This window comes from Ruegeria sp. PrR005 (genome assembly GCF_010500245.1).
Lineage (GTDB): Bacteria > Pseudomonadota > Alphaproteobacteria > Rhodobacterales > Rhodobacteraceae > Ruegeria_B > Ruegeria_B marisflavi.
In genome coordinates this window covers 75,301-92,296 of record NZ_JAAGOX010000054.1, presented here as the reverse complement: position 1 = coordinate 92,296, position 16,996 = coordinate 75,301, and the positions used below count along the sequence as shown (strand labels likewise).

Here is a 16,996-nt window from a genome sequence, read left to right as displayed (position 1 = left end):
GGACCGACCATGCCCGACCTGCTGATCGAACTGTTTTCCGAGGAAATCCCCGCCCGCATGCAGGCGCGTGCCGGCGAGGACCTGAAAAAGCGGATCACTGACGGTCTGGTCGAGGCGGGCCTGACCTATGCCCATGCCGCGGCACTCAGCACGCCGCGCCGCCTTGTGCTGGCGATCGAGGGGCTGCTGGACGCAAGCCCGACCCTGCGCGAAGAGCGCAAGGGCCCCAAGGTGGGCGCGCCCGAGCAGGCGGTCGAGGGGTTCCTGCGTAGCGCCGGGATCAGCCGCGACCAGCTGGAAGAGCGCGAGACGCCCAAGGGCGCGATCTATTTCGCCACTATCGAAAAGCCGGGCCGGCCGGCGGCGGCGATCGTGGCCGAGGTGCTGGAAGACACCATCCGCAACTTCCCCTGGCCCAAGTCGATGCGCTGGGGCGCGGGGTCCTTGCGCTGGGTGCGGCCGTTGCAGTCGATCCTGTGTATCCTGACCACCGAGGCCGGGGCCGAGGTGGTGCCGCTCGACATCGACGGGATCAAGGCGGGCGACAGCACCGCCGGTCACCGCTTCATGGCGCCGAACCGGTTTTCCGTCACCTCGTTCGAGGATTATCAGACAAAGCTCAAACGCGCCTTTGTGGTGCTGGACCCGGTCGAGCGGGCCGAGCATATCTGGAACGACGCCCAGAACATGGCCTTTGCCGCCGGGCTGGAACTGGTCGATGACAAGGGCCTGCTGGCCGAGGTCGCGGGGCTGGTCGAATGGCCCGTCGTGCTGATGGGCCAGATCGGGGGTGAGTTCCTGGACCTGCCGCCCGAGGTCTTGCAAACCTCGATGCGCGAGCATCAGAAGTTCTTCTCGGTCCGCAATCCCAAGACCGGCCGGATCGAACGGTTTGTCACCGTGGCCAACCGCGAGACCGCTGATAACGGCGCCACCATCCTGGCCGGTAACCAGAAGGTGCTGTCGGCGCGTCTGGCCGATGCCAAGTTCTTCTGGGACAATGATCTGCGCGTGGCGCGCGCGGGCATGTCCGACTGGACGGACGCGCTGGAAAACGTGACCTTCCACAACAAGCTGGGAAGTCAGGGCGACCGTATCCGCCGCATCGCCGCGCTGGCGCGCGAACTGGCCCCGGTTGTCGGCGCGGATTCCGGGCAGGCCGAACAGGCGGCAACACTGGCCAAGGCCGACCTGAGTTCCGAGATGGTATTCGAATTCCCCGAACTTCAGGGGTTAATGGGCCGCTATTACATCGCGGCCGCTGGCCATGACGCCGCCATCGCCGCGGTTGCGCAAGAGCATTACGCGCCGCTTGGCCCCTCGGACGACGTGCCCACCGCGCCGCTCTCGGTCACCGTGGCGTTGGCCGACAAGCTGGATACGCTGACCGGCTTCTGGGCCATCGACGAGAAACCCACCGGGTCGAAAGACCCGTTTGCCCTGCGCCGGGCGGCGCTGGGGGTGATCCGGCTGGTGCTGACGAACGATCTGCGCCTGCCGCTCGACCTACCCATCGACGCGCAGCTGGTGCGGCACAAGTACCACGCCAGCAATGGCGCGGCCGCGCTGTCGGACCTGATCGACGAGATCGCTGATCATGGTGTGTTTGGCGCCGCCTTTGAGACCATCAAGGAGAAGCTGGGCGATCCGGGCGCATTGGAGGCGCTGGCCGGGGACGTGCCGGATCTTTCCGCCGATCTCCTCTCCTTCATCCATGACCGGCTCAAGGTCTTCCTGCGCGACGAGGGCATCCGCCACGACGTGATCGACGCCTGTATCGCGATGGAGGGCAACGACGACCTCAACCTGCTGGTCAAGCGCGCCCGCGCGCTCAACGCGGTGATCGCGACCGAGGATGGCGAGAATCTGGTGCAGGGCTTCAAGCGCGCCAACAATATCCTGACCCAGGCCGAGGAGAAGGACGGGGTCGAATATTCCTTTGGCGCCGATATCAAATTCGCCGAAGCCGACAGCGAAAAGGCGCTGTTTGCCGCGCTGGATCAGGCACAGGCGAAAATCGACGCGGCGCTCAAGGCCGAGGATTTCGCCGCCGCCATGACGGCCATGGCCGCCTTGCGCGCGCCGGTCGATGCCTTCTTTGATCAGGTGCAGGTCAATTCCGACAACCAGGTGGTGCGGCGCAACCGCCTGAACCTGCTCAGCCAGATCCGCAAGGTCTGTTCCAGCACCGCCGATCTGACCCGGATCGAGGGCGGAGCGACTTGAACTAGGCGGGCGGGTGCCGGGCGGGCGCCCCCTGCTGCTTCTTTCTGGTAACAAATACTCATTTCCCCGGCTGCCGCAGGTGCCGCCTGTGCGCACATGGCGCTTGCGCCAGCCCCAAACGCCCTTATTCTGCACCCAAACCAAAAGGTGCCGCAGTGCAGAATAATCCGAACACGACGTTGATCACCGCCATCGCACCGGTGGCAACCGCCACCCATGGCGGGCGGGCGAAATGCCTGCAACGGCTGGTGCGGCTCGACCTGCCGGTGCCACGCACCGTGGCGCTCTCCTTTTCGGCGGTGCATGACATCGCGCGGGGGCAACTGCCCGATATCGCCGCCATCGTCAGCCAGTTCGAACCGACCGCGCTGCTGTGCGTGCGGCCCAGCTCCGAGGATCCCGATTGGGGCGGGCCCGGCGCGGTGCTGAACATCGGCATGAACGATGCCCGTTTTGTTGAACTCAGCGACAAGATGGGGGCCGAGGCGGCGGCGGCGCTTTATCTGCGCTTTGTCCAGACCTTTGCCATTCACGTGGCGCGGCTGGATCCGGATGTTTTTGACGAGATCGAGGCCGATGGCCGCGAGGGGCTGCGCCAGAGCTTGCGCGCCTATGAGGACGAGACCGACGAGAGTTTCCCGCAGGATCCGGGTGAACAGCTGGCTGCTGTGCTGCGCTCGATGGCGCGCGCCTGGGATGGCACCTCGGCCCGGCTGTTGCGTCAGGCCAAGGGCGCGCCCGCCGATGCAGGGCTGGGCCTTGTTGTGCAGGAGATGATCCCGGGCGTCGGCCAGGGCGAATGCGGCTCGGGCGTGCTGCAACTGGTGGAGCCCGCCACCGGGCTGCCGCAGATCACCGGCCGTTACCTGAGCCAGAGCCAGGGGCGCGACGCGCTGGGGGCAGGGGCCGAGGCGCTTTATCTCGAAAAGGATCCACGCGGTGTCTCGCTTGAGGATGTGGCGCCCGAGGCCTTTGCCGCGCTCAAGACGCATGCGGCGCTGATGCGTGAAAAACTGCGCGAGGAGATGCAGGTCGAGTTCGTGATCGAGAACGGCCATGTGCATATTCTCGACGGCGTCCGGGTGCCGCGCAGTGCGCGTGCGGCCCTGCGGATCGCGGTGCGGCTGGCCGAGGACGGCATCATTCCGCCGCAAGAGGCGGTGATGCGGATCGACCCGCATTCGATCAACGAGCTGTTGCACCGGCAGGTGCACCCGCAGGCCAAGCGCGATGTGCTGACCACTGGCATCGCCGCCAGCCCGGGGGCTGCCACGGGCAAGATCGTGTTCACCGCGGCCGAGGCGCAGGCCAGCGCCGCGCGGGGGGAACCCTGCGTTCTGGTGCGGCGCGAGACCTCGCCCGAGGATGTGCGCGGCATGCATGCCGCCGTGGCGGTACTGACCGAGCGGGGCGGCATGACCAGCCATGCGGCGGTGATCGGGCGCGGTCTGGGCCTGCCGTGTATCGTTGGCGCCTCGGACATGGAATTCCAGACCAAGACGCGGATGATCAAGGCGCCCGACGGGCGGGTGTTTCGTACCGGCGACATCCTGACCATCGACGGCAGCACCGGCCAGGTGCTGGCGGGCGAGCCCGCGATGATGGAAGCGGCGCTGGACGACAGTTTCCAGACGCTGATGGCCTGGGCCGATGCCGAGCGCGATATCGGCATCCGTGCCAATGCCGACACGCCTGCCGATGCGCAGACTGCGCGCAACTTTGATGCGCAGGGGATCGGGCTGTGCCGGACCGAGCACATGTTCTTTGAACCGGGCAGGCTGACGGTGATGCGCGAGATGATCTTTGCCGCCACGCCTGCGGGGCGCAAGGCCGTGCTGGAGCGGCTGTTGCCGATGCAGCGCGAGGATTTTGTGCAGCTCTTCCGCATCATGGAGGGCAAGCCGGTCTGTATCCGCCTGTTCGATCCGCCGCTGCACGAGTTCCTTCCCACCACGCGCGCCGGTCAGCGCGAGCTGGCAGAGGCGCTGGATATTCCGGTCAGCGACGTGACCCGCCGGGTCGAGGCGATGAGCGAGTACAACCCCATGCTGGGGCTGCGCGGCGTGCGCCTGGGCGTGACCGTGCCCGAAATCTACGACATGCAGGCGCGGGCCATCTTCGAGGCGACGCTGGAGGCCAGCCGCAAGGGCGAACCGGTGGTGGCCGAGGTGATGATCCCGCTGGTGTCGGCCAAGCGTGAGGTGGAACTGGTCAAGGCGCGCATCGATGCGGTGGCGGCGGCGGTGGCCTCGGAGCGGGGGCAGGAGTTCGACTATCGTCTTGGCGTGATGGTCGAGACGCCGCGCGCCTGCCTGCGCGCCGACGAGATTGCGCATTGCGCCTCGTTCCTGAGTTTTGGCACCAACGACCTGACGCAGATGACCTATGGCCTGTCGCGGGACGACGCCGGCCGGTTCATGTCGGCCTATGTCCGGCAAGGGGTGTTCACCGAAGATCCGTTCCATGTGCTGGACCAGGATGGCGTGGGCGAATTGTTGAAACTGGGGGTGGAACGGGGCCGGCGGGCCAAGCCTGAAGTAACCGTTTCAGTCTGTGGCGAACATGGCGGCAACCCCGAATCAATCGCCTTTTGCAGGGCTGCCGGGTTTGACTATGTGTCCTGTTCCCCCTTCCGTGTACCGGTCGCGCGCCTGGCTGCGGCGCAATTGGCAATCTCGGATAAACTTGGTATATAGTTTGGCGATCAACCTCTAGATATAGTGGTGATGCACCGATTCAGCGTTCGAAAAATCTCTGTGTTTTCGGGCGATAGACCCTTGCAAATTCTCCAAAACTGGACCTTTGCGAAAGTCTGAGGTATTGGCACCTCTGCGCCGACTGGGGAGGAACCGGCGCGGTTGCCTTGTGTGGGGTTTGGGATATGAAACGATTTCTACTGACAGCCTTGCTGTCGGCCGCCATCGCGGTGCCGAATATTTCCATGGCGGATCGAGGGTCAGAGCGCCAGGCTGTGGCAAAATCTGCTGAATCTGCGCCGAAGGGAAAGCGGTTTCGCGACTATCTGAACGCCTTCCGTCCACAACCCGACGCGGGTCCGGTCGAGGTGTCGTTTTCGCGGACCTGGATCGACGAACAGCCCAAGGCGCAAGGCGGCGAGCAATGGGCCTGTCTGGCCGAGGCGCTTTATTTCGAGGCGCGCGGCGAGACTGTCAAAGGGCAGTTCGCGGTTGCCGAAGTGATCCTGAACCGGGTCCAGAGCGAACGTTTTCCCGACACCCCCTGTGGTGTGATCAAGCAGGGGACGGGTCGCAAGTACCAATGCCAGTTCACCTACACCTGTGACGGGCGCAAGGATGTGATCGCCGAGAAGGCCGCTTATGAACGGGTGGCCAAGGTGGCCCGGCTGGCGCTGGACGGGGTGGCCGAAAAGCTGACGGGCGGCGCCACCTATTATCACACCACTGCCGTGCGCCCCAGCTGGTCGCGGCGGTTCACCCAGACCGCCAAGATCGGCGTTCACGTGTTCTACAGCCCGGGTCAGCGCACCGCCAGTAACTGATCGGGCCGGTTCGGAACCGATTGACGCACCCGCGCGCAGCCATGCTGGAAGACGTGCCAAGAGCGTCTATATTGCGGGTCACGGAGGCCCGCGATGAAACTTACCCGTAGACAGGTTCTGACGACCGGCGCCGCGTTGGCATTGTTGCCGCGCCGCGCCTTTGCCGCCATGCCCGAGCTGGTCGCGGCTGAGAGCCGCCAGCAGATCGCGCCCGAGGGATATCCCGACACCGCGATCTGGAGCTATGGCGGCGGCACCCCCGGCCCCGAAATCCGGGTCGCGCAGGGAGACAGGGTTTCCCGCCGACTGGTCAATAAATTGCCGCAGCCGACGGCGGTGCATTGGCACGGCATCCGCATCGACAACGCGATGGACGGTGTGCCCGGCCTGACGCAGGAGGCGGTGCCGCAGGGCGGCAGTTTCGAGTATGATTTTCAGGTGCCGGATGCCGGTACCTATTGGTACCACTCGCACAACCGCTCGATGGAGCAGGTCGCGCGCGGTCTTTACGGCCCGTTGATCGTGGGCGAGCCGCAGGCCCCCGATATCGACCGCGATATCGTGCTGATGCTGGACGACTGGCGGCTTGATCCCGAAACCGCCACCATCGACGGGAATTTCGACAACGGCCATGACCTGAGCCATGCCGGGCGGTTTGGCAACCTGTTCACCGTGAACGGCCGGTTTGACCCGGCTTTCGAGGTGAAGAACGGCGAGCGGTTGCGTCTGCGGCTGGTCAATGCCGCCAATGCGCGGGTGCTTGAGGTCGGGCTGGACGGACTGGAGGGCTGGATCGTGGCGCTGGACGGGATGCCGTTGGAGGCACCGCTGGTGGTCAGCGGTGCCTTCTCGCTGGCCCCGGCGCAGCGGGCCGACCTGTTCGTGGACGTCACCGCCGAGAGCGGCGCGGCGGCCAGTCTGCTGAGTATCGAACGCGACGGCGGTTTTGGCCTCTGCCGGTTCGACGTGGGCGGGCAGGCGGCCCAGGCGCGCCGGGGCGTGCCCGAGGCGCTGCCGCCCAATCCGCTGCCCGAGATTGGCGATCTTGCGGCGGCGCCGCTGCATGAGATGCGCCTTCAGGGCGGGGCGATGCGCTGGCTCGACCGCGCCCTGCTGGGCGAAACCGAGATGGGTGGGCGCGAACTGGCGCAACTGGGCAAGTTCTGGGCGCTCAATGGCCGGGCCGACCGGCCCGAGGCCCCGTTCCTCGACGCCGCGCGCGGCAGCCTGCATCGCATCGCTTTTGTCAACGAGACGGGTTTCGACCATGGCATGCATCTGCATGGCCACCATTTCCGCCTGATCGGGGCAAATGGCGAACCGGGCCCCTGGCGCGATACTGTGCTGGTGCCGCCGGGCGAAACCCGGCAGATCGCGCTGGCGGCGGACAATCCGGGCAAGTGGCTTTTGCATTGTCACATGCTGGGCCACGCCATGTCGGGCATGACAAGCTGGTTTCGCGTCACCTGATGCCGCATTCGGTTGCCGGCATGGCGTATGTCGTCATATTATGGACGGCGAAAGCGCCTATTGAGGGCCAAATTGACATGACCCCGGAAAGGCCCGCCAGATGAGTTCCGAAATCCGCCTCGCCTTTGCCCATCCCTCGGAACGGTCCGAGGCGACGGCATCGCGCGGTCCGCTGGACCGTATCTCGCTGCGCGATCATGTGGTCGAGGTCGAGATCGGCGCCTTTCAGGCCGAGCGCGGCACCACCCAGCGCATCTGTTTCAACGTGGTGGTCGAGGTGATGCCTCTGACCGGCCCCATCGACGACGACGTGGACCGGATCCTGTCCTATGACCGGGTGACCGAGGCGATTGCCCGTGCCCTGGCCGAAGAGCGGTTGAACCTGCTCGAAACCCTGGCCGAGCGGGTAGCGGAACTGATCCTGCACGAGCCGCAGGCTGTGCGGGCCTTTGTCCGCATCGAGAAGCTGGATCGCGGCCCCGGCGCGCTGGGGGTCGAGATCGTGCGAGGCCGCGACAAGCTGCATGTGGACCAGACCGAGGATCTGCGCCCGCATCCGCGCCTAGTCTATCTGTCGAACGCGGCGATAGACTCGGGGCACCTCAAGGGCTGGATCGACCAGCTGGAACATCGCGACCGGCCGCTGATCATCTGTGTCGGCGCTTCGGCGCTGGCGGTGCCGCAGACCGGGCACGCGATGACCCAACGGCGGATCGACCTGCTCGCGATCGAACAGAATGCCTGGCGGCTGGCGGCGAAGGATCACCGTTGCAAGGTGGTGTCGACCCGGACCGAGCTGGACTGGGCGATGAAGAACGGCCAGATCTGCGTCTGGGCGCCGTCCAAGATCGTGTTGGACGCGGTCGATGGCCCCTCGGCCAAGCCCTCGGATGCAGTGGCGTTGGCCGCCTGGTTCGCCGCCACATTCGAGGCGGGCGAAATGCTGGTGATCGGCGCGGCGCTGCCTGCCCAAGCCGGCGTGCCGCTGCGCGCGGTGCCGGTGGAGCAAGCCGACCTGTGAGCGACTATTTCCGACCGCTGGTGCAGCAGGGCGCGGCACGGCCCAAGGATGCAGTGCCGCTGGGTGGTGGCGAGTTGTGGTTCACCCATGCCGAACACCTGTCCCGTGACGGGGCAATCGAAGTCGTTCCGGTCGCGGGGATTCCCGCGCCATGGCTGGAGCGGCTGACCGGGGCGCGCGATGCGATTGCCGGGCTCGACATGGCCCGCCCGCATCTGATGGGTATCCTGAACGTCACGCCCGACAGTTTCTCGGATGGCGGGCGGCACTATGGTGTGGCCGACGCCGTGCAGGCCGCGCTGGCGATGGTGGAGCAGGGCGTCTCGCTGCTGGATATTGGCGGAGAGTCCACCCGCCCCGGCGCCATCGAAGTGCCGGTCGACGAGGAAATCCGCCGTATCGAGCCGGTGATCGAGGCGATCCGGGCCGAAACCGGCACTGCGATTTCCATCGACACCCGCAAGGCAGCGGTGGCCGAGGCGGCGCTGGCCGCCGGTGCGAGCCTGGTCAACGACGTGTCGGGGTTTACCTTTGACGCCGGGCTGGCGCCGCTCTGCGCCGACACCGGCACACCGGTCTGCATCATGCATGCGCAGGGCGATCCGGCGACCATGCAGCAGGATCCGCACTACGACAACGTATTGCTCGACGTCTACGATTTCCTGTCGGCGCAGGTGGACAGGCTGGCGGCGGCGGGTCTGGCGCGCGGTCAGATCGTGATCGACCCGGGCATCGGGTTCGGCAAGACACAGGTGCATAACCTGACGCTCTTGCGGAACCTGTCGCTGTTCCACGGCATCGGCTGTCCGATCCTGTTGGGGGTCTCGCGCAAGCGGTTCATCGGCACCATCGGCAAGGAACCGCTGGCCCAGGCGCGCGCGCCGGGCTCGATTTCTGTTGGATTGGCGGGGCTTGCGCAGGGCGTCCAGATATTGCGGGTCCACGACGTGGCCGAAACCGCGCAGGCCTTGCGTCTGTGGGCTGCCGTCCGTTAAAGCTGATCTTTACAAGATCAGAACGACAGTGAGGCGGCGATGCGCAAGCTTTTCGGAACCGACGGGGTGCGGGGCACCGCCAATACCCACCCGATGACCGCCGAGATGGCGCTGAGGATCGGGGCCGCCGTGGGGCGCTATTTCCGCCGCGACGCCAGCGGTGTGCACCGGGTTGTTATTGGCAAGGACACCCGCCTGTCGGGTTATATGCTGGAAAGCGCGCTGACTGCCGGGCTGACCTCGACCGGCATGAATGTGCTGCTGCTGGGGCCGGTGCCGACGCCTGCCGTCGGGTTGATGACCCGCTCGATGCGGGCCGATCTTGGGGTAATGATCTCGGCCAGCCACAACCCGGCCGAGGATAACGGCATCAAGTTCTTTGGCCCGGACGGGTTCAAGCTGTCCGACCAGGCCGAGATCGAGATCGAGGCGCTGATCGAAGAGGGTGTGCACCCGGCGCAGGCCCAGAATATCGGCCGCGCCAAGAGGGTGGATGATGCCCGGTTCCGCTATGGCGAGCGGGTGAAATCCTCGCTGCCGCGCGATCTGCGGCTCGACGGGCTCAAGGTGGTGGTCGATTGCGCCAATGGCGCCGCCCACCGCGCCGCGCCCGAGATCCTGTGGGAACTGGGCGCCGATGTGATCCCTGTGGGTATCGCGCCCGACGGGCTGAATATCAATCGCGGCTGCGGCTCGACCCATCCGCAAACGGCGGCCGAGCAGGTTGTGGCGCATGGCGCCCATGTCGGTATCGCGCTGGATGGCGATGCGGACCGGGTGATCGTGATCGACGAGACCGGCACCCCCGCTGATGGCGACCAGCTGATGGCGCTGCTGGCGGCGCGCTGGGCGGCCGAGGGGCAGCTGAAAGGCGGCGCGCTGGTGGCGACGGTGATGTCGAACCTGGGGCTGGAACGGTATCTGGCCGGGCAGGGGATCGGGCTGGAGCGCACCGCCGTTGGCGACCGCTACGTGGTCGAGCGGATGCGCGAGGGCGGTTTCAACCTGGGCGGCGAGCAATCGGGCCATATCGTGATGAGTGATTTTGCCACCACCGGCGACGGGCTGATGGCGGGGCTGCATTTTCTGGCCGAGATGGTGCGCTCGGGCCAGCCCGCCAGCGCGCTGGCGCGGCAATTCGCGCCGGTGCCGCAACTGTTGAAAAACGTGCGCTATGCCGCCGGGCAGGCGCCGCTGGAGATGGCGCCGGTGCAGCGGGCGATTGCCGAGGCCGAGGTGGCGCTCAAGGGTTCGGGCCGGTTGCTGATCCGCAAATCGGGCACCGAACCGCTGATCCGGGTGATGGCCGAATGCGAGGATGAGGCGCTGCTGACCCTTACCGTCGACAGCGTGGTCGAGGCGGTGGCCGACGCGGTATCCGCGCCGGCCTAGGGGGCGCTGCCCCCCGTCGCGCGGACGCGCGACTCCCCCGGAGTATTTTCGGCGAAATGAAGCGAGGGTGGCGTTAACGGCCGGTGAACAGCCGCCGCAGCGCGCCATATTGGCTGAGCGCGACACCGGTCAGGATCATCAGGAGCGCCCAGAGCAGGGTGGGTGGCAGCGGCTCGCCCAGCACCAGTGCGCCCAAGAGTACCGACCAGACCGGCACCTGGTAGTTGGTCAGGCTCATGAAGACGGGACCGGCGGTGCGCGCCACGATGATCCGGAGCAGGTTCGCCGCCGCTGTCGGCACCAGTCCCAGTAGTGCGATCAGCATCAGCCCCTTGCTGCCCGGGTCAGGCGGCAGCCCGTGGCTGACCAGCGCCAGCGGGATCACGACGGCCGAGCCGATCAGCAGCGTCGCCGCAGAAAGGCCCACCGGGTCGAGCGGCGGCAACCGCCGCATCAGCACCGAGCTGGTTGCATAGCAACCCGCCGCCGACAGGCAGGCGAGCCGTCCCAGAGGCTCTATGCCCGCGCCGCTGCTGGCGAAGGCGCCGGGGCCGATCAGCAGCACGATCCCGGCAAAGCCGATGATAAAGCCCAGGGTCTTGCGCCAGGTCATCCGCTCGCCTGGAAGCAGGAAATGCGCCATCGGCAGCACGATCAGCGCCACCGCCGCCATCGACACGCCGGTAAAGGACGAGGTCACGTATTGCTGGCCCCAGGCGATCAGCATGAAGGGCGCGGCAGCAGAGAGGACCGCCACCAAGGTCAGCGTGGGCCAGTTGGTATCTTCGGCGGTGAACATGCGCCCGCCGCGCGCCAGCCAGACCAGAGCGGTCAGCGTGGCGGCAAAACCGATGCGCCCGGCGGCAACCCAGAAAGGCGGCGCTGTTTCCAGCGCCATCGCCTGGACCAGAAAGGTGCCGCCCCAGACAAAGCCGAGCGTGGCGATCATGGCCCAGCTTTTGCCGGTAATGTCGGGGGTCTGGGTCACTTATGCGCTTTCGTTCGGGCCGCGCCAGATGACCCCGGCGCGACGCCGGGGTCAATGGGCGACGGTTCGGTTTGGGCCGAAGATTAGCCCCTCAGCTTGTGATGCAGGAGGATCGGCACCGCAAGATCCTCTTCATCGGTCAGGTGCCGGTCGAGCAGCTGCTCGATCGCGGTGGCGGCAATCAAGATACCGACTGGGGTCGCGGCCGCTGCCAGCGCGCCAGTCTGCAAAATCGCACATTGGCCAATTCCATCAAAACGAACCCGCGCGGGATCACGCCGGTAAATGAGCCAATGTTGGGATTTCGCCAGCGTCGCCGCTCTGGCAGCCCTAGAAAATGAAGTCGTCGACTGTTAGACCCGTTACGTTCAGGATTTCAACAGTGTTTTCTCCCACGGCGCCGCCCAAGGCAGCCCCAAGGTCTATCGTCGTTTGGCCATCGGCAACTGAAACAAAATCGTCGCCGTCGTCCAGCACGCCACTACCGTTCGAATCCAGGTCGTCGAAGCTCAAGGATTGCGAGTGTCGCGCCAGTAGCGCGTCAAGAGCCTTTTCAGGGAGTCTGTCGAGGCCCTTCCTCGGGATTGAAAGGTCGACTATTACGAGTTCGGACAGGTCTATCTTGTCCTTGCCCCGCTCGAAATCGACTATCTGATCCTGGCCATTATCTGGACGAAATACGAAGATGTCCGAACCCGTGAGCGCCCCAAATTGAAACATGAAATCCCCAACCAAAAGGTCGTTGCCGGTTCCGCTGATCAGGGTGTCGTTGCCGCCAACAGATTGGAAATTCCCAAGGTAAGCGTCGCCGTACATCTCGTTTTTGAACGCGCCGTCACCCGCAATCAGAAGGTCGTTTCCACCGGTTGAAAACGCCTGCATGTTATAGGCATCACCGTACATCTCGTTCCGTTCAGCATTGTCACCGCCTGTCAAGGTGTCGTTGCCACCGGTGGCCCCGCTCGCCAGGTTGCTGCTGTCTCCTGCGATGACATTTGTTCCGGAATAGCTTGCCGAAATCGCTAGCGTATCGTTGCCGCCCGTTCCCGGGCCGAGCAGCGTGTTCCCAGCGTCCCCGATCAGAAAGTTGTCTCCGGTATCTGCGCTGTCAAACGTGTCGTCTGCGAACGGGCCGCTCGAAAACCCAGCGATTTCGATGAATGTGGCCATTGTATTCCCCCCCCTGGAAAATAGGGCGCTAGTGGAGGACGGTTACTCAGGTCAGTCAAGTATTGACCTTTTCGGTTATTTTCAAAATGGCAAGAAAAAGGGTTCACGAACCCGTGAAACGATTCGTTTCCAAATTGGAACCGAATTTATAGCGAAAAATCTGCCAACAAAGAGGCGCGCCAGCGGCGCGCCTCTTGTATCTCCGGCTGTCCGGCGATCAGTTCTTGGACTTGTCGACCATCTTGCCGGCCGAGATCCAGGGCATCATGGCGCGCAGTTTCTCGCCCACCTGCTCGATCTGGTGTTCGTCGTTCAGGCGGCGGGTGCCTTTGAAGAAGGGCTGTCCGACGGCATTTTCCTGCATGAAGTCACGCACGAACTTGCCGGTCTGGATGTCGCGCAGGATCGCTTTCATCTCGGCCTTGGTGCGCTCGTAGGGCAGAACCCGCGGACCCGAGACATACTCGCCATACTCGGCGGTGTTCGAGATCGAGTAGTTCATGTTGGCGATGCCGCCTTCGTAGATCAGGTCGACGATCAGCTTCACTTCGTGCAGGCACTCGAAATAGGCCATCTCAGGTGCATAGCCGGCCTCGACCAGGGTTTCGAAACCCATGCGGATCAGCTCGACCAGACCACCGCACAAAACGGCCTGCTCGCCGAACAGGTCGGTTTCGCATTCCTCGCGGAAGTTGGTCTCGATGATGCCCGAGCGGCCGCCGCCGATGGCGGAGCAATAGGACAGGCCGATTTCCAGCGCCTTGCCGGTGGCGTCGGTGTGAACCGCGACCAGGCAGGGCACGCCGCCGCCCTTGGTGTATTCGCCGCGCACGGTGTGGCCGGGGCCCTTGGGCGCCATCATGATGACGTCGACGCCTTCTTTCGGCTCGATCAGGCCGAAATGCACGTTCAGGCCGTGGGCAAAGGCGATGGCCGCGCCTGGACGGATGTTGTCATGCACGTATTTCTTGTAGGTCTCGGCCTGAAGTTCGTCCGGCATGGTGAACATGATCACGTCGCACCAGGCTGCCGCTTCGGCGATGCCCATGACCTTGAGCCCTTCGCCTTCGGCCTTCTTGGCCGAGGCCGAGCCTTCGCGCAGGGCGACGACCAGGTTCTTGGCGCCCGAGTCGCGCAGGTTCAGCGCGTGGGCGTGGCCCTGGGAGCCGTAGCCCAGGATGGCCACTTTCTTGTCCTTGATCAGGTTGATGTCGCAGTCACGATCGTAATAGACGCGCATGATGCCGGTCCTTTCTGTTTCGATTGCCGCGTTTCTAACGGTTGCGGCGGTGGGTTGCGAGAGGATCAGGGTTGAGAGTTTTCCAATTTAGTGAAAGATAATTCGTCAGATGTGCAGATTGTGGAAAATTCATGCTTGACGATATCGACCGCCGCATCCTGCGCCATTATCAGGCCGACCCCAGTCTCGGCGCCGCCGAACTGGCCGAGCGGTGCCGGATCAGCTCGGGCGTCTGCTGGCGGCGGATCGAGAAGATGCAGGCGGCTGGCATCATCCAGGGGCAGGAGGCGGTGATCGACTGGGCGGCGCTGGGCTTTGCGGTCGAGGTCAGTTTGCGCGTCACGCTCGACAAGACCCAGCCGCGCGCCTTTGACGATTTCATCGAGGCCGCCCGCAAGGTGCCCGAGGTGATCGAGATCCAGACCTTTCTGGGCCGGGTCGATGTGCGCCTGTCGGTGATTGCCCGCGACATGGCGCATTACCAGCAGCTTTATCGCGACCGCATCCTGACCCTGCCGCATATCGCCGATATCGAGGCGCTGATGCATATCGCGCGGCTCAAGCGCGACGAGGTACTGCCGGTATGACCGAGCTGGACGAGATCGACCGCAAGCTGCTGCGCGCCCTGGCGCAGGACGCAACCCAAAGCGCGGGCGCGCTGGGCCGGCGGTTCGGCCTGTCACAGCCCGCTACATGGCGGCGCATCCGGCGGCTGGAGGAGGCGGGGGTGATCAAGGGCCGCCGCCTGCGCCTGAACGCCGAGGCGTTGGGATTTGGCGTCACCGTATTTCTGGGGGTCAAACTGGCGCGCAAGGGCCGCGTCAGCCTGGAGGATTTCGAACGCGCCGTCAGCGCTATCCCCGAGGTGCAGACGGTCGAGCATGTGCTGGGCCTTTATGACTATCGCCTGCGGGTGGTGGCACGGGATCTGAGCGATTTTGAACGTATCCTGCGGCGGCGCATCATGACCTTGCCCGGCGCGGGCGAGGTCGAGGCCAACGTTCTGCTGAGCGAGGAGCGCTTGCCGGGGCCGATCGGCTGAACCTAGCCTGCAAGTCGGACCGAAACGGTTGACAGCGCATCGCGGATCCGGTCGCGCAAAAGGTGCGCGAAGTCACGGTCCTTGTAATATTCTGTCTGGATGAACTGTTCGGCGTCGAACTGCGGATCCAGCATCAACAGGTCGCGTGCCGCCGTCTGTGTTCGCTCTGGCTGGTTCAATTGTGTCGCGGCGGCGGCACGATAGGCTGCCGACCGCCGGGTCAGACGCGAGAATTCGCCCACCACCCGGTAGCAGGTTTCGAAATCGCCCTGAACGTAGTGGGCTACCGCTTCGAGCTCGCGGCAGTATTCCGGCAGGAACGGATCGAGCATCTTGGCCCGTTCAAGATAGGTGAGCGCCGTTTTTCCATCGCCCAGGAAATTGTATAGCTCGCCGGTGCGCCCCACCACATAGGCATGGCTGGGGTTGAGGGTCAGCGCGCGGTCGAAATGGTATTTCGCAAGTGCGAAATCTGATTGATAGAAGGCCAGCGATCCGACGATGCGATGGCTGTCGGCGTCGGTTTCGTCCAACTCTATCGCGCGCTTGCCGGCACGCATCAACTCGTCCCAGACGTCTTCACCCGTCCATTCAGAGACCGTGGCCAGCGCACAGGCCCGCCAGGCATATGCCCGACCGAACTCAGGGTCGCGATCCAACGCCTCGTCGAACCAGCGCAGCGCCTGTTCCGCGTTTTCCCGGGTCACTCCGCCGAGGCGATGATAGGACAGGCCGCGAATGAGGCATTCGTATGCCTCCAGATCCTTGGGGCGTTTGCGGCGGGCCAGTGCCTCGGCCTGCCGTTCTATCTGACCGGCAACGCAAGAGACGATCTTGGCCACAAGGTCGTCCTGGATATCGAACAATTCGTCCATGCTGCAATCAGCGCGTTCCGCCCAGACCTGTTCGTTCGATTCCGTGTCGGTCAGGTGCGCGCTGATCCGGACGCGTGACCCGAGTTTGCGTACCCCGCCTTCGAGACAGAACCGCGCCGCCAGGCTCCGTCCTATGTCGGGTGCATTCGCATCTATGCCCTTTAGACCAAAGCTGGCATTTCGCGAGATCACGGTCACATCTGGAAAGCGTGCCAACTCGGTGATCAGGTCGTCGGTCAGACCTTCGGCGAAATATTCCTGGTCGGGGTCGCTACTGAGGTTTCGGAAAGGAACGACTGCTATCGAATTGACCAAACGCTCGCTCCGCGCAGGTTCCGGCAGTCGGGGCTCCTCGATCATCGCCGTGCCAAGGCTCTGCATGCCGAGCTCGCCAATGACGGTATAGAGCGTGACGGTGTGTTCAATGTTCTTGAGAGGCCTTTCACCAAGTTTCTGAAACCTGAGCTGCGCGCCCCGCTTTGCGTAGTCGAACACCGCGCCGCTGAGCAGGACCGTGCCGGGTTCTGCCAGTCCTTCGATCCGGCTGGCAATGTTCACGCCGTCGCCCAACAGGTCGTCACCTTCCACGATAACATCCGCCAGGTGCAGCCCGATCCTGAGTTCCAGGCCGATGGACTGGCGCGACGCGGGTTCCGCCAGATGGAGCTGAGTTTCGTAAGCGCAGCGAACAGCCGCTACCGGGCTGGAGAATTCCAGGAAAAAGCCGTCTCCGGCGCGGTTGAAGATGCGCCCGTTATGTCGGGCCGCTGTTCTTTGGAGCAGCGTGGTCAGCCGTGTCGTCCGGTCGAGCGTACCGGTCTCGTCGCGCTGCATCTGGGCAGAATAGCCGACGATATCCGCTGCCATGATTGTGGACAGGCGTCTTTTCAATATTTCCCCTCGAACCGCAGGCTGGAAACCCTGGCGATTATTGTCATGCAAAGCCTGAAAAACATCAAATGTTAATACCGGACAGGGGAGAACGGCAAGGTTTCGGACGCTCCGGTTCTGCGCCGCGTGCCAGCAGCGACTTGCCGACTGCAAGCGGGCGTTGCCT

At 64.5% G+C, this 16,996-nt stretch carries 14 protein-coding genes; 10 read left to right on the top strand and 4 right to left on the bottom strand.

The features are described from left to right. The first annotated feature begins 9 nt into the window (after window positions 1–9). The 7 genes from glyS to glmM all read left to right on the top strand — a co-directional run bounded on the left by glyS (window position 10) and on the right by glmM (window position 10,624). Window positions 10–2,226, top strand: coding sequence for a glycine--tRNA ligase subunit beta (gene glyS, locus G0P99_RS20550; protein WP_164132355.1), 2,217 nt, complete (start codon window positions 10–12; stop codon window positions 2,224–2,226). Between the two features lie 155 nt (window positions 2,227–2,381). After that, complete coding sequence (gene ppdK, locus G0P99_RS20545; protein ID WP_164132354.1) at window positions 2,382–4,922, top strand: pyruvate, phosphate dikinase; 2,541 nt, start codon at window positions 2,382–2,384, stop codon at window positions 4,920–4,922. Between the two features lie 185 nt (window positions 4,923–5,107). After that, window positions 5,108–5,746 carry a cell wall hydrolase gene (locus tag G0P99_RS20540; protein WP_164132353.1) on the top strand — a complete coding sequence of 213 codons (639 nt, stop codon included), beginning with the start codon at window positions 5,108–5,110 and terminating at the stop codon, window positions 5,744–5,746. A 93-nt stretch (window positions 5,747–5,839) separates the two neighbouring features. Beyond that, window positions 5,840–7,216, top strand: coding sequence for a multicopper oxidase family protein (locus tag G0P99_RS20535; RefSeq protein WP_164132352.1), 1,377 nt, complete (start codon window positions 5,840–5,842; stop codon window positions 7,214–7,216). A gap of 100 nt (window positions 7,217–7,316) precedes the next feature. Next, a complete protein-coding gene (locus tag G0P99_RS20530; protein ID WP_164132351.1) occupies window positions 7,317–8,237 on the top strand; it encodes a dihydroneopterin aldolase in 921 nt (306 codons plus the stop codon). Further along, window positions 8,234–9,232: a dihydropteroate synthase gene (gene folP / locus G0P99_RS20525; RefSeq protein ID WP_164132350.1), complete on the top strand. Its 999-nt coding sequence runs from the start codon at window positions 8,234–8,236 to the stop codon at window positions 9,230–9,232. Before G0P99_RS20530 ends, folP begins: the two co-directional genes overlap by 4 nt. Window positions 9,233–9,271: 39 nt before the next feature. Beyond that, a complete protein-coding gene (glmM, locus tag G0P99_RS20520; protein ID WP_164132349.1) occupies window positions 9,272–10,624 on the top strand; it encodes a phosphoglucosamine mutase in 1,353 nt (450 codons plus the stop codon). A gap of 73 nt (window positions 10,625–10,697) precedes the next feature. Here glmM and G0P99_RS20515 read toward each other — a convergent pair whose 3' ends face one another. Continuing rightward, window positions 10,698–11,612, bottom strand: a complete 915-nt coding sequence (locus tag G0P99_RS20515) for a DMT family transporter (protein WP_370462861.1) — start codon at window positions 11,610–11,612, stop codon at window positions 10,698–10,700. Window positions 11,613–11,713: 101 nt separating this feature from the next. Here G0P99_RS20515 and G0P99_RS20510 point away from each other — a divergent pair, with 101 nt between their 5' ends. Further along, window positions 11,714–11,953: a hypothetical protein gene (locus tag G0P99_RS20510; RefSeq protein WP_164132348.1), complete on the top strand. Its 240-nt coding sequence runs from the start codon at window positions 11,714–11,716 to the stop codon at window positions 11,951–11,953. Here G0P99_RS20510 and G0P99_RS20505 read toward each other — a convergent pair. Beyond that, the gene (locus G0P99_RS20505; RefSeq protein WP_164132347.1) at window positions 11,943–12,782 is read right to left on the bottom strand and encodes a hypothetical protein; all 840 of its coding nucleotides are present in this window, start codon (window positions 12,780–12,782) and stop codon (window positions 11,943–11,945) included. The genes G0P99_RS20510 and G0P99_RS20505 overlap by 11 nt on opposite strands. A 217-nt stretch (window positions 12,783–12,999) precedes the next feature. Next, on the bottom strand, window positions 13,000–14,022 hold the full coding sequence (gene ilvC, locus G0P99_RS20500) for a ketol-acid reductoisomerase (protein ID WP_164132346.1): 1,023 nt from the start codon (window positions 14,020–14,022) through the stop codon (window positions 13,000–13,002). 131 nt (window positions 14,023–14,153) lie between these two features. Between ilvC and G0P99_RS20495 the strand changes: the two genes are divergently transcribed. Continuing rightward, window positions 14,154–14,609 carry an Lrp/AsnC family transcriptional regulator gene (locus G0P99_RS20495; protein WP_164132345.1) on the top strand — a complete coding sequence of 152 codons (456 nt, stop codon included), beginning with the start codon at window positions 14,154–14,156 and terminating at the stop codon, window positions 14,607–14,609. Further along, window positions 14,606–15,064 carry an Lrp/AsnC family transcriptional regulator gene (locus tag G0P99_RS20490; RefSeq protein WP_011047106.1) on the top strand — a complete coding sequence of 153 codons (459 nt, stop codon included), beginning with the start codon at window positions 14,606–14,608 and terminating at the stop codon, window positions 15,062–15,064. Before G0P99_RS20495 ends, G0P99_RS20490 begins: the two co-directional genes overlap by 4 nt. A gap of 2 nt (window positions 15,065–15,066) precedes the next feature. Here G0P99_RS20490 and G0P99_RS20485 read toward each other — a convergent pair whose 3' ends face one another. Then, on the bottom strand, window positions 15,067–16,830 hold the full coding sequence (locus G0P99_RS20485; RefSeq protein ID WP_164132344.1) for an adenylate/guanylate cyclase domain-containing protein: 1,764 nt from the start codon (window positions 16,828–16,830) through the stop codon (window positions 15,067–15,069). Window positions 16,831–16,996 lie beyond the last annotated feature (166 nt).